Here is a 12,982-nt window from a genome sequence, read left to right as displayed (position 1 = left end):
CCGGGTTTCGTAACACATCCCCAGTGGGTCGGCACCGCTGCGGTCGACGGGCGGCAGGTAGCGTGCGGACACGTGAGCGAACCGTGATGTCGCTCGCACCGACAACCCAGGAGCGGGTGCTCCGTGACGGCGAAGGACCCGGTGTGGCGCACTATCTGCTCGCGGTCAGCCCGCTTCGCGGGCACGTCATGCCGATGGTCAACGTCGGCGTCGGCCTTCAAGCCCTCGGGCACGACATCTCCGTGCTGACCGGTGTCGAGTTCGCCGCGCCTGTGCGCAGTGCCGGACTCCGGATGGTCCCGCTCCCGGAGAGCGTGCGGATCGATGCGCCGGCCGCGGGCCCGGCGCTGCTCCGCACAATGCCCGCGGCCGCACGCCGATTCTGGCTGGGACGCGCCGAATTGGCGTCCGTATTCGTCGAACCCCTTGCCGCGGAGGCGGAATCGTTGCGGGCCGTGCTGCGTGACGAGGCGGTGGACGCGGTCATCGCCGACGTCACGTTCACCGGCGTGGTCCCGATGTTCCTGCGGGACGCCCCCCGTCCGCCGGTGGTGGTCTGCGGTGTGGGTCCGCTGACCATTTCGAGCCGGGACACCCCGCCGTTCGGGATGGCCTGGCAACCCGAGCCGGGTCTCGACTATCGGCAGATGACCGCCGTCGCGCACCGGGTGATCATGCGGCCGAGTCAGCGGAAGTTCAATCGTGCGCTGCGGCAGGCTGATTCGCCGGAATGCCCGTTGTTCGTCAGTGATTGGCCGCGGCTGGCCGACGGTCTGCTGCAACTGTCGGTGCAGGAGTTCGAGTATCCGCGGTCCGACCTGCCGTCGACGGTCGAGTTCGTCGGTCCGGTCCTGCCGGCCGGCCCAGAGGAGTTCGACCGTCCGCCCTGGTGGGGCGACGTGGAGACCGCAGGCACCGTCGTGCACGTCACGCAGGGCACGTTCGACAATGCCGATCTGGACCAGCTGATCGGCCCGACTCTGGAAGCGCTCGGTGACCAGGACGATCTCCTGATCGTCGCGACCACCGGCGGCCGGCGGGGCCAGCACATGCACGGCCGTATCCCGGGCAACGCGCGCATCGCCGACTGGATCCCGTACTCGGCCCTGCTGTCGCACGTGGACGTGATGATCACCAACGGGGGCTACGGCGGGGTGCAGTACGCGCTGGGCCACGGCGTTCCGCTCGTCGTCGCCGGGGAGACTTCTGACAAAGCCGAGGTGGCCGCGCGCGTCGACTTCAGCGGAGCGGGCATCGACCTCAAGACCGCCCTGCCGTCGCCGCAGGCCGTCGGCGCCGCAGTCGACATCGTCCGCCGAGACGACCGCTACCGGACCGCCGCGCAGAGCCTGCGGACCGCGATCCAGGCCTGCACCCCGGTCGATGCGATCGCCAACGCGCTCAAGCGACTGTGCAACGCCTGATCAGAGCTTGGCGATGACGTTCTCGGCGAACATCTCCAGGTGGCGGATCTTCGTGTCCAGTGGCTCGGTGTCCTGACCCATGATGTAGGGGATGCGGAAGCCGACGATGACGTCGGTGACACCCTTGTCCTCGAGCCGCTTGATGCCGTCGGCGGTGTAGGCGTCGATCGAGATCACGTGGATCTGGTAGTCCTCGTTGCCCGCCGTTCCGGCCTCGTCGCGGAACTTGTTGAGCTTGCCCAGCAGGGCGTCGAGTTCCTCCGGGTCGCCGCCGCCGTGCATCCAGCCGTCGTTGCGGGCGGCGCGGCGCAGTGCCGCGTCGGCGTGCCCGCCGATGAGGATCGGAACCGGCTTGGACGGCGCCGGCGTCATCTTGGTCTTCGGGATGTCGTAGAACTCGCCGTGGTATTCGAAGTAGTCGCCCGAGGTGAGGCCTTTGATGATGTCGATGCACTCGTCCATCCGCTTGCCGCGCTTGGCGAACGGGACGTTCATCAGCTCGTAGTCCTCGGGCCACGGGCTGGTGCCGACGCCGAGACCGAGGCGGTTGTCGAACAGCGCCGCCAGCGAGCCGGCCTGCTTGGCCACCAGGGCCGGCGGCCGGATCGGCAACTTGAGGACGAAGTGGTTGAAGTGCAGCTTCGTGGTCACCGCGCACAGTGCCGCGGTCAGCACGAACGACTCGATGAAGGCCTTGCCGTCGAGGAATTCGCGATTGCCGTCCGGAGTGTAGGGGTACTTCGAGTCCGATTCGAACGGGTAGGCCACGCTGTCGGGAATCGTCATCGCGTGGTAGCCCGCGGCTTCGGCGGCCTGCGCCAACGGGATGTAGAACGTCGGATCGGTCATCGCTTCCGCGTAGGTGAATCGCATGACGGTGATATTAGAACGTGTTCTAGTTCTTTCCCCGATGAATCCCCGAATTGCCTACCTGATGTCAGTCGAGCGGGAAAGGCGGTGCTCCCACCCCGGCCACGGTGTAGCTGCCCCACGGGGTCTGTTCCACCACGCGCGCCTGCGCTGTCCGCGTCCCGACGGTCACGGTCACCTCTCGCGGGCCTTTGAGCAGGTCCGCGGGCAGATCGCCGGTGACATTTCCGCGCCAGTGATAACGGCCGTCGATCGCTGCGAGGTGCCCGGCCAGCCTGCCCCGGGCGCTGATGTCGGCATCGGCGACAGCGATCAACACCGGCCCGTCGTAGATGTCCTCGTCGACCGGCGTGGAACGGTCCAGGTAGAAACTGGACCGCACCGACCGCGGCCGCCATCTGCTCAGCACGATGCGGGACTTCGCCTCCATGCGGGTGGAACCCGACTGCGTCATCACCTCCAGGCACTGCGAGACGAACCGGGTCTGACGGGCTACGTCGGGACCCGGGATGCGGAAGTGGTTCGGCATACCGTGCACCGCCACAGCGCCGTCCCTCGACCTTCGAGTGTCGATCACCGTGCGAGCGGCCAGCGCACGGCCGTCCGGCGCAACGGCCGTCCACATGTCGGTCGCGTTGTCGAAGCGCAGGTCCTCGGCGTCGGCGACGGCCGTGCCCGGAAACGCGCCGCCCGTGCCGATCACAATGCTGCTCACAGGAATCCGGCCCGACGCCACAACCGTCGACCGACTCGGCCCATCAAGTCGACTTCCTCGAAGAACGCTGCCAGCGACGCGAATGACGAGACGCACATGGCGCGGAAGTGCGGGTTCGACCGCGCCACACGCCGCATCCGGCGGCCGTCGAGACCGGCACGGCGGTACTGGATCGGAAGGGTGAACAGCATCCGGTAGAACGGACCACCGACCCCGTGCAGATTCGCCAGCAGCACCCTGCGGTGCCACGCCATCGTCGGCACCGACTTGCGCAGCCCGTCGCGGGCGAACTGGATGTGTCGGGCTTCCTCCGTGACGTGAATACGCATGAGCCGCTGAACGATCGGCTGCAGCTCCGGATCCTCCATGATCTGGCGCTGCAGCGCGTCGAAGATCTCCTCGCCGACCAGGGCTGCGCCCCACAGCACGCTGCCACGGAACAGGAAGGGCAACGAGTTGATGATGATGCGCTGAAACAACTTGGGACGCACCGGAATACCGCCGACACATGCGATGGTTCGGCCGAACATGACCATGTGGCGGGTCTCATCGCCGAGTTCGGTGAGCGCATAGTGCGTGGTCGCGGCGGTCGGGTTCTTGTGCATGAGATCGCGGAGCAGAGCCTGATTGAGGATGTTCTCGAACCAGATGCCGGCCGAGAGGATGTTGACCAGTTCCTGTCGGCTCAGCTCGATCTGCTGCGCACGGCTCATCGCGTCCCATTCCGGCGTGCCGTAGAGGGTGACGACTTTCGGCGGAAGAAAGAACTTGTCGGGGTCCAGCGGTGCGTCCCAGTCGATGTCGACGACCGGGGCGTAGGACTTCTTCACCGAACCTTTCAGCAGCCGTTCGGCAAATTCTTCGCGCGTCGTCTTCGTGGGCATCGTCACCATTCGAAGGTAGGAACACACACCGCACGATGTCAATACCCGCGGTATCGCATACCTGCGGTAGCACACTCGGGGAGTCTCCTCGGTGGATCATGACTCCATGGGATTCCTCCTGCGGGCGGCACTGACCGGGCTGGCGCTGTGGCTGGTGACGCTGCTGGTGCCCGGCATCGAGTTCGTCGGCGGCGACTCGACAGCTGCCCGGATAGGCATCATCTTCGTCGTCGCGGTGATCTTCGGGCTGGTCAACGCGATCATCAAGCCCGTCGTGCAGATCATCTCGATCCCGCTCTACATCCTCACGCTGGGCCTCATCCACGTGGTGATCAACGCGCTCATGCTGTGGATCACGTCGTGGATCACCGAGCACACCACCCACTGGGGCCTGGCCATCGACCAGTTCTGGTGGACCGCAATCTGGGCGGCGATCGTGTTGTCGGTCGTGAGCTGGGTGCTGTCGCTGTTCGTCAAGGCAGACTGAGTGTCATGCCCGAGCTCCCGGAGGTCGAAGCGCTCGCCGATCATCTGCGCCGTCATGCCGTCGGCGCGACCGTCGGCCGGGTGGACGTGTCGGCGCTGTCGGTGCTGAAGACCTTCGACCCGCCGGTCTCCGCGGTGCGCGGCCAAGAGGTCACCGGCGCGCACCGATGGGGAAAATACCTCGGGTTGCAGGCTGGTGAGCTGTACCTGATCACGCATCTGTCCCGGGCAGGCTGGCTGCGCTGGTCGGACAAGCTCGCCGCGGCACCGTTGAAGCCCGGCAAGGGGCCGATCGCGCTGCGCGTGCATCTGGGAGAGCCGGGCTCGGCGCCGGGCTTCGACCTGACGGAGGCGGGCACGCAGAAGCGCCTCGCGGTGTGGCTGGTCACCGACCCGCTGGCCGTCCCGCAGATCGCCGCGCTCGGTCCCGATGCGCTGTCGCTGAGCCTGCAGGCGCTGACGGAGGCGCTGAAGGGCCAGACGGGCCGCATCAAGACCGTCATCACCGACCAGAAGGTGATCGCCGGGATCGGCAACGCCTACAGCGATGAGATCCTGCACGTCGCCAAGCTCTCGCCGTTCGCCACCGCGAACAAGCTGACCGAGGCGCAGTTGGCGACGCTGCACGACGCGATGATCTCGGTGCTGACCGACGCGGTGACGCGGTCGGTCGGCCAACAGGCGGCCACATTGAAGGGCGAGAAACGTTCCGGACTGCGGGTGCATGCCCGCACCGGCCTGCCGTGCCCGGTCTGCGGGGACACCGTCCGCGAGGTGTCGTTCGCCGACAAGTCGTTCCAGTACTGCCCTACGTGCCAGACCGGCGGCAAGGTGCTGGCCGACCGGCGGATGTCCCGACTGCTCAAGTAGCCGTCTCGCGCGTTGCCCTGCACGTTCGGCGATTACTCGCGACTTGTCTAACTCGGTTATCCTGCCCGCATGACTCGGCAGAAGATCTTGATCACCGGTGCGAGCTCGGGCCTCGGTGCGGGCATGGCCCGCCAGTTCGCCGCCAGGGACCGCGACCTGGCCCTGTGTGCGCGTCGCGTCGACAACCTTGAGGAGCTCAAGGCCGAGCTGGCAGCGAAGTATCCGAACATCAAGGTCGCTGTCGCCGCGCTCGACGTCAACGATCACGAGCAGGTTCCGAAGGTCTTCGGTGAGTTGTCCGAGGAACTCGGCGGCATCGACTGCGTGATCGTCAACGCGGGCATCGGCAAGGGCTACCCGCTCGGCGGCGGCAAGCTGTGGGCGAACAAGGCCACCATCGAGACCAATCTCGTTGCCGCGCTGGTGCAAATCGAGACCGCGTTGGAGATGTTCAAGGCTGCCGGCAAGGGGCAGCTGGTGTTGGTGTCGTCGGTGCTCGGCAACGTGGGGGTGCCGGGTTTCAAGGCCGCCTACGCTGCGAGCAAAGCCGGTGTCACGTCGCTGGGGCAGTCGCTGCGTGCCGAATACCCGTCGTCCGGGCCGATCAAGATCACGGTGCTGGAGCCCGGCTACATCGAGTCGGAGATGACGGCCAAGTCCAACTCGACGATGCTCATGGTCGACAACGAGACCGGCGTGAAGGCCATGGTCGACGCCATCGAGAAGGAGAAGGGCCGCGCCGTCGTCCCCGGCTGGCCGTGGTGGCCGCTGGTGGAGGTCATGAAGCTGCTGCCGCCGCGGTTCACGAAGTACTTCGCCTGAGTCCCTTGCGATGTGGGTGTGAAAACTGTCGCTGACTCGCAACGAGAAAAACGCCGAAATCGCCCGGTTTGCTTGACAGACTGTTAGGTTTTCCTAACAATCGATTAGGTGAGTCCAGTGCGCCGCGGGGAAACCTTCCCCATCCACAACCGCATCGGTGTGCTGCGCGCGGAGCGGCGGATGTCGCGGGCGCAGCTGGCAGAGCTGATCGACGTCAACCCGCAGACCGTCGGAGCACTAGAACGAGGCGATCACTACCCGAGCCTCGATCTGGCGTTCCGCATCTGTGAGGTGTTCGACCTACCCGTCGAGGCGGTCTTCTCCCGCGAACCGTTCGCACCACTGTCGACCGCGCTGTATCGCCGAGAACAAGGAGGAAAGACGAATGCGTGAAGCCACCTTGATCGACCGCTACCAGAACTACCGCACCAAGCAGTTCCTGAAAAACGAATCGAAGTATGCGAATTCGCTTCCCGGGTGGCGGACCCAGCGTAGACGCCGCATGCTCGTCACCGGGTTGGCCGCGACGTTTGGGTTCATGTTCGGCGTAAGCCTGTTGTGCGCGTTCGGCATCCAGTGGGCACCGCTGCTATGGCTGCCCGCATGCCTGGTGTTCTTCCCGCTCTGGGTGACCTTGCAGATTGTGTCCGGGCGCCAGGGTGACGCACCGGACGCCACACTTGACGAATACGAACTGGCGCAACGCAACAGCGCCAGATCCATCGGGCTGACCCTCACGCAATACCTCATGATGGTGCCGATCTTCTACCTGATCTTCGGCGCCGCCTTCACCGGCGGAACCGACACCGACATGGCCTACGCCGGCGGCCTGATGGCATTGACCGTGCTGCTGATCGGCGGATGCTCACCGGCGATGATCCTGGGCTGGACGCGCCCCGATCCGGAGATGTGAGCGCTTTCGGCGTGATTGTCGCCGCTGAGCGACGATAACCACGCCGAAATCACGCGGTGCGGCCGCGCTCCGCTCGGTAGCGGCGGACGAGGGCGTCCGTCGACGAATCCGACTGCTCGGCCGGCGGCTCGTCGGACGTGATCACCGGCAGCAGCGCCTTGGCTTGAGTCTTGCCCAGCTCCACGCCCCACTGGTCGAACGAGTCGATGCCCCAGATGACGCCCTCGACGAAGACCTGGTGCTCGTAGAGCGCGATGAGTTGGCCGACCACCGACGGGGTCAGCTTGGTCGCGAGGATCGACGTGCTCGGACGGTTGCCCGGCATCACCTTGTGCGGCACCACATCTGGCGGCGTTCCCTCGGCGCTGATCTCCTCGGCCGTCTTGCCGAACGCCAGCACCTGCGTCTGTGCGAAGAAGTTGCTCATCAGCAGGTCGTGCATGCTGCCGGTGCCGTCGGCGGTCGGCAGGTCGTCGGTCGGCTCACTGAACCCGATGAAGTCGGCCGGGACCAGTCGGGTGCCCTGATGCAGCAGTTGGTAGAACGCGTGCTGCCCGTTGGTGCCCGGCTCGCCCCAGAAGATCTCGCCGGTGTCGGTGGACACCGGTGTGCCGTCGGCGCGCACCGACTTGCCGTTGGACTCCATCGTCAGCTGCTGCAGGTAGGCGGCGAAACGGGCCAGGTCGTTCGAATAGGGAAGTACCGCACGGGTTTCGGCGCCGAAGAAGTTGTTGTACCAGAGCCCGATCAACCCGAGCAGCACCGGCGCGTTTTCCTCCAGCGGCGCGGTCCGGAAGTGCTCGTCGACGAGGTGGAAGCCGGCGAGGAACTCCGCGAATCGTTCCCGGCCGATCACCGCCATCACCGATAACCCGATCGCCGAATCCACTGAGTACCGGCCACCCACCCAGTCCCAGAAGCCGAACATGTTGTCGGTGTCGATGCCGAACTCGTCGACCAGCTTGGCGTTGGTCGACACCGCCACGAAGTGCTTCGAGACCGCGTCATCGCCCAGAGCCTCGGTGAGCCAGCGCCGTGCGGCCGTCGCGTTGGTCAGCGTCTCCAGCGTCGAGAATGTCTTCGATGCGATGATGAAAAGCGTTGTGGCCGGGTCGAGTCCGGCGAGTTTGGCCACCAGGTCGGCGGGGTCGACGTTGGAGACGAACCGCGCGGAGATGCCGGCGTCGGCGTAGTGGCGCAACGCCTGATCCACCATCACCGGCCCGAGATCCGAGCCGCCGATGCCGATGTTGACCACGGTGGTGATGCGTTCGCCGGTTGCGCCACGCCAGTCGCCGCTGCGCAGCCGGTCGGTGAAATCGCCCATCCGGTCCAGCACCTCGTGCACGTCGGCGACGACGTCCTGCCCGTCGACGGTCAGAGACGCGTCCCGCGGCAGGCGCAGCGCGGTGTGCAGCACCGCGCGGTCCTCAGAGGTGTTGATGTGTTCCCCGGCGAACATCGCGTCCCGCTTGGCCGGTACGTCGGCGGCGCGGGCCAGATCCGTAAGCAGGCGCAGGGTCTCCCGGGTGACGCGGTGCTTGCTGTAGTCGATGTAGAGGTCGCCGACCGTCAGCGCCAGCTCGGTGCCCCGGGCGGGATCCTCGGCGAACAGTTCACGCAGATCCGCGGCGGCGATCTCGTCGTGATGGCGGGACAGTGCCTGCCACGCAGGCGTGCCGGTGATGTCAGAACCCATGTGCAGAACCCTAGTGCGGGCGCGCAGACGAAGGAGTAAATGATGGAGGTATGGATACTTCCGCGCTGCTGGCTTCGGTACCGACCGGTCTGTGGATCGGCGGTGAGGAACGCCAGGGCAAGTCGACGTTCAACGTGCTGGACCCCAGTGACGACGAGGTGCTGACCGAGGTCGCCGACGCGACCGCCGACGACGCGCGCGACGCGCTGGACGCGGCATGTGCGGTGCAGGCGGAATGGGCCGCGACCCCGCCCCGCAAGCGCGGAGAGATCCTGCGGTCGGTGTTCGAGACCATCACCGCGCGCGCCGACGACATCGCGGCGCTGATGACCCTGGAGATGGGCAAGGTGCTCGCCGAGAGCAAGGGCGAGGTCACCTACGGCGCGGAGTTCTTCCGCTGGTTCGCCGAGGAGGCCGTGCGTATCGACGGCAGGTACACGACGAGCCCGGCCGGCACCGGACGCATCCTGGTGACCAAGCAGGCGGTCGGTCCGTGCTATGCGATCACGCCGTGGAACTTTCCGCTGGCGATGGGCACCCGCAAGATGGGTCCGGCATTCGCGGCCGGGTGCACGATGATCGTCAAGCCCGCACAGGAGACGCCGCTGACCATGCTGCTTCTGGCCAAGCTGATGGCCGAGGCCGGCCTCCCCAAGGGCGTGCTGTCGGTGCTGCCCACCAGCAGCCCGGGGCCCGTGACCGAGGCACTGACCAGCGACGGCCGGCTTCGCAAGCTGACCTTCACCGGATCCACCGGCGTGGGCAAGGCGCTGGTCAAGCAGTCGGCCGACAAACTGCTGCGTACGTCGATGGAACTCGGCGGCAACGCTCCGTTCATCGTGTTCGACGACGCCGACGTCGACGCCGCTGTGGACGGGGCGATCCTGGCCAAGATGCGCAACGGCGGCGAGGCCTGCACCGCCGCCAACCGTTTCCACGTCGCCAACGCCGTGCGCGCGGAGTTCACCGAGAAGTTCGTCAAGCGGATGAGCGAGTTCACCCTCGGTAAGGGCCTCGACGAGAAGTCGACACTCGGCCCGCTGATCAACGCCAAGCAGGTCGCCAAGGTGACCGAGTTGGTGTCCGATGCCGTCTCGCGCGGCGCGACCGTCGCCGTCGGCGGCGTCGCCCCGGGCGGGCCCGGCAACTTCTACCCGGCCACCGTGCTCACCGACGTCCCCGCCGATGCCCGCATCCTCAAGGAAGAGGTGTTCGGGCCCGTGGCACCCATCGCCGGGTTCGACACCGAGGAAGAAGGCATCGCCGCCGCCAACAACACCGAGTACGGACTGGCCGCCTACGTGTACACCCAGTCGCTGGACCGGGCGCTGCGGGTCGCCGAGGGAATCGAGTCCGGCATGGTCGGCGTGAACCGCGGGGTCATCTCCGATGCGGCGGCGCCGTTCGGCGGCATCAAGGAGTCGGGCTTCGGCCGCGAGGGCGGCACCGAGGGCATACAGGAGTATCTCGACATCAAGTACATCGCGCTCACCAAGTAGTCACCTGCGCGCCGAGCAGACACGAACTCCGGCGAGTCGCCGGCGACACGCCAGAGTTTGCGTCTGCTCGCACGAGGGAGGCACCCCCGGCTTGCGGGACCGGGCAGGGGTTGGAGCCAGCGCGCCTTCCGGATCCGCCGGCGGTCGGACCCTAGACTTCCTTGCTTGAAGTAGGCGAGGAGGGCCCTGGAAATTGACTGCCGTGAGTGCGGCGCCGATGCGAGTGGGCCCGCGGCGGTATGTCGGGCCGGGGCAGTCGATTCCGGCCCTCGACGGCATCCGGGCGATCGCGGTCGCGCTGGTGCTGGCCGACCACGGCGGCGTCCCCGGACTGTCCGGTGGCTTCCTCGGCGTCGACGTGTTCTTCGTCCTCAGCGGATTCCTGATCACCTCGCTGCTGCTCGACGAGGTCGGGCGGACCGGCCGGATCGGGCTGAAGGGTTTCTGGATCCGGCGGGCCCGCCGACTGCTGCCCGCGCTGCTGGTGATGGTGCTGGCCGTCGTCGCATTGCGGGAGCTGTTCTCCGAGGAATCCACCGCGAACCTGCGTGAAGACGCCGTCGCCGCGTTCTTCTGGATGTCGAACTGGGTGTTCGTCGCCCAGCACACCGACTACTTCTCTCAGGGCGCGCCGCCCTCACCGCTGCAACACACGTGGTCGCTGGCCGTCGAGGAGCAGTACTACGTGCTGTGGCCGTTGCTGATCGCCGCCGTCGTCGCGGGGCTGACGGCGCTGGCGTATCGGCGCGGGGTGCCGTTGTCTGCGCGGGTGGTGCGTGGTGCGGTCTTCGTGGTGGCCGCTGGAGGCGTTGCCGCGTCCGCAGCGGCCACGACGATGCGCAGTGCCGACGCGACCCTCAACCGCGTGTACTTCGGGACCGACACCCGGGTGCAGGCCCTGCTGGTCGGCGCCGCCGCGGCCGCGCTGCTGGTGCGCGACTGGCGCGGGCTGACCGCGGGCCTGGTGATGTTCCGGTCGCGCTGGGCCCGCTGGATCGCGTGGTGGCTTCCGCTGGCCGGGCTGGTGGTGTTGTTCAGCGCCGCGCGGATGGCCACCGGAAGCGCCGCGGAGTTCCGGGCCGGACTGCTGCTCGTAGTCGCCGTGGCGGCGGTGCTCATCATCGCCCCGGTGGCGCTCGCCCAGGACGGGCCGGTCGCGCGGCTGCTCTCGGCGGGCCCGCTCGTCGGGCTCGGCGCGATCTCCTACGGGGTGTACCTGTGGCACTGGCCGATCTTCCTGGTGCTCAACGGGGAACGCACCGGCATCGACGGCTGGGAGCTGTTCGCGCTGCGCTGCGCGGCGACGATCGCGGTGGCGGCGGTGTCGTGGTGGCTGATCGAGCAGCCGATCCGCGAGTGGCGGCCCGCGTTCGTGCCGATGCTGCCGCTGGCGGCGGCGACGGCCGCGACGGCCGCGGTGGTGACGATGACGGTGCTGCCGGTGCGCGTCGCGCCCGCGACACCCCAGCCGGGCCCGGACGTGGACATCGCGGCGCTGGTCGGCGCCGAGGTGCCCGTCGAGGTCACCAGGCCACAGAAGCCGCGCGCCCCGGGCGACCTGCGGGTGGCGGTGTTCGGCGACTCGATCGCGTGGACATTGATGCGGTACCTGCCTGAGACGCCGGGCCTGGACTTCGCCGACTACACCACGATCGGGTGCGGCATCGCCCGCGGCGGGCCCTATGAATACGTCGGCCAGGAGTTGCCGCAGAAGCCGGAGTGCGACGCGTGGCCGGCCCGCTGGGCTCAGCGCATCGGACACGAGAAGCCCGATGTGGTGCTGCTGATCGTCGGCCGGTGGGAGGTGGTGGACCGGTTGAACGAGGGTCGGTGGACCCACATCGGCGAGCCCGGCTACGACGCGTATCTGCGTGGGGAGCTCAACCGGGCGCTGGACATCCTGGGCTCGACCGGTGCCCGGTTGGTGGTGACGACCGAGCCGTACAACCGGCGCGCGGAGAAAGCGGACGGCAGCCTGTACCCCGAGGATCAGCCCAAGCGTGTCGAGCAGTGGAATACGTTGCTGCGCAGCGTGGTCGACGAACGGCCGAACGCGACGGTGCTGGACCTGAACAAGAAGCTCAGCCCCAACGGCTACTACCAGACCAGGGTGGACGGCATCCGGGTGCGCAGCGACGGCGTGCACCCCACCCCCGAGGCCGTGGAATGGCTGACACCGTGGCTGATGGAGGCCCTGACGTCCGAGTGACTTCGGCGTGCCCACCGCCGCTGGGCGACGGTTTTCACGCCCGGGGACGCTACTTGCCGAGGCGACCGCGGCCGAGGCGCAGCAGCAGCATGGCGAGGTTCTTTCCCTCTTCGCCGAGCACGCTGTAGCGCTCGATGACCTTCATCTCGCGGCTGTGCACCAGGCGGGTGCCCCCGGAGGCCATCCGTGCCTTGCCGATCATCTGCGATACCTCGGTGCGGCGCTGGACGGCCTCGAGGATCGCCGCATCGAGACGGTCGATCTCCTCGCGCAGTTCGTCGATCTCAGGCACTTGGGCGGTTTCCATCGTCGTCATGTCGTTCTCCGGATTCTCGTTGTGGGATCGGCCCGCTCCGGTGCGTTTCGGGCCTCACACACGAGACGAGCCCCGGATCGCAAAGCGGACCGCGGGGCTCTGGGAAGCAGCTAGACCACGGGCACCGCTGGCCGGTACCCGTAGAAAAATCGGCGACAAGCCCCTCGGGCGAGGTGCGTATGGCCGAGCTGCGCGGTAAGCACCCGAACAGTCTGCCACCACCTGGCTCGCCTGCGCAAAGAGTGTCGCCGCCCGGCGGTAAGTTGGGGACCGAT

General features: G+C 67.3%; 13 protein-coding genes and 1 pseudogene. 9 read left to right on the top strand and 5 right to left on the bottom strand.

What is annotated here, in order from left to right:
- Nucleotides 1-86 precede the first annotated feature (86 nt).
- Nucleotides 87-1,424 carry a nucleotide disphospho-sugar-binding domain-containing protein gene (locus KXD97_RS01780; protein ID WP_260755177.1) on the top strand — a complete coding sequence of 446 codons (1,338 nt, stop codon included), beginning with the start codon at nucleotides 87-89 and terminating at the stop codon, nucleotides 1,422-1,424.
- Here KXD97_RS01780 and KXD97_RS01775 read toward each other — a convergent pair whose 3' ends face one another.
- The 3 genes from KXD97_RS01775 to KXD97_RS01765 form a co-directional block, all read right to left on the bottom strand.
- Nucleotides 1,425-2,297: an LLM class flavin-dependent oxidoreductase gene (locus KXD97_RS01775; protein ID WP_260755176.1), complete on the bottom strand. Its 873-nt coding sequence runs from the start codon at nucleotides 2,295-2,297 to the stop codon at nucleotides 1,425-1,427.
- Between the two features lie 64 nt (nucleotides 2,298-2,361).
- Complete coding sequence (locus tag KXD97_RS01770; protein WP_260755175.1) at nucleotides 2,362-3,009, bottom strand: DUF4873 domain-containing protein; 648 nt, start codon at nucleotides 3,007-3,009, stop codon at nucleotides 2,362-2,364.
- A complete protein-coding gene (locus KXD97_RS01765; protein WP_260755174.1) occupies nucleotides 3,006-3,893 on the bottom strand; it encodes a diiron oxygenase in 888 nt (295 codons plus the stop codon). Before KXD97_RS01765 ends, KXD97_RS01770 begins: the two co-directional genes overlap by 4 nt.
- Before the next feature lie 106 nt (nucleotides 3,894-3,999).
- On the opposite strand from KXD97_RS01765, the gene KXD97_RS01760 reads away from it, so the two are divergent.
- From KXD97_RS01760 to KXD97_RS01735, 6 genes and pseudogenes are all read left to right on the top strand, one after another.
- On the top strand, nucleotides 4,000-4,380 hold the full coding sequence (locus KXD97_RS01760; protein ID WP_260755173.1) for a phage holin family protein: 381 nt from the start codon (nucleotides 4,000-4,002) through the stop codon (nucleotides 4,378-4,380).
- Nucleotides 4,381-4,385: 5 nt separating this feature from the next.
- Nucleotides 4,386-4,628, top strand: a pseudogene (locus KXD97_RS01755) (DNA-formamidopyrimidine glycosylase family protein); the annotation flags it as partial.
- Nucleotides 4,629-4,775: 147 nt separating this feature from the next.
- Entirely contained in the window at nucleotides 4,776-5,249 is a 474-nt protein-coding gene (locus KXD97_RS01750) for a zinc finger domain-containing protein (protein ID WP_260758271.1), read from the top strand.
- A gap of 69 nt (nucleotides 5,250-5,318) precedes the next feature.
- Nucleotides 5,319-6,071 (top strand): SDR family oxidoreductase, encoded by a 753-nt coding sequence (locus KXD97_RS01745; protein WP_260755172.1) that lies wholly within the window; start codon nucleotides 5,319-5,321, stop codon nucleotides 6,069-6,071.
- Nucleotides 6,072-6,179: 108 nt separating this feature from the next.
- Nucleotides 6,180-6,464 (top strand): helix-turn-helix transcriptional regulator, encoded by a 285-nt coding sequence (locus tag KXD97_RS01740; protein WP_260755171.1) that lies wholly within the window; start codon nucleotides 6,180-6,182, stop codon nucleotides 6,462-6,464.
- Nucleotides 6,457-6,984 (top strand): hypothetical protein, encoded by a 528-nt coding sequence (locus tag KXD97_RS01735; protein WP_260755170.1) that lies wholly within the window; start codon nucleotides 6,457-6,459, stop codon nucleotides 6,982-6,984. The genes KXD97_RS01740 and KXD97_RS01735 overlap by 8 nt, the downstream gene beginning before the upstream one ends.
- A 49-nt stretch (nucleotides 6,985-7,033) precedes the next feature.
- Here the strand turns inward: KXD97_RS01735 and pgi are convergent, their stop codons facing one another.
- Complete coding sequence (pgi, locus tag KXD97_RS01730; protein WP_260755169.1) at nucleotides 7,034-8,683, bottom strand: glucose-6-phosphate isomerase; 1,650 nt, start codon at nucleotides 8,681-8,683, stop codon at nucleotides 7,034-7,036.
- A gap of 50 nt (nucleotides 8,684-8,733) precedes the next feature.
- On the opposite strand from pgi, the gene KXD97_RS01725 reads away from it, so the two are divergent.
- Nucleotides 8,734-10,182, top strand: coding sequence for an NAD-dependent succinate-semialdehyde dehydrogenase (locus KXD97_RS01725; protein WP_260755168.1), 1,449 nt, complete (start codon nucleotides 8,734-8,736; stop codon nucleotides 10,180-10,182).
- 217 nt (nucleotides 10,183-10,399) lie between these two features.
- Nucleotides 10,400-12,391, top strand: coding sequence for an acyltransferase family protein (locus tag KXD97_RS01720; protein WP_396885567.1), 1,992 nt, complete (start codon nucleotides 10,400-10,402; stop codon nucleotides 12,389-12,391).
- A gap of 49 nt (nucleotides 12,392-12,440) precedes the next feature.
- Here the strand turns inward: KXD97_RS01720 and KXD97_RS01715 are convergent, their stop codons facing one another.
- On the bottom strand, nucleotides 12,441-12,707 hold the full coding sequence (locus KXD97_RS01715) for a chorismate mutase (RefSeq protein WP_260755166.1): 267 nt from the start codon (nucleotides 12,705-12,707) through the stop codon (nucleotides 12,441-12,443).
- Nucleotides 12,708-12,982: the final 275 nt, after the last annotated feature.

This window comes from Mycobacterium sp. SMC-8 (assembly GCF_025263565.1).
GTDB lineage: Bacteria > Actinomycetota > Actinomycetes > Mycobacteriales > Mycobacteriaceae > Mycobacterium.
The sequence above is the reverse complement of the archived record's forward strand: the minus strand, read 5'-3'. Positions and strand labels throughout refer to the sequence as shown.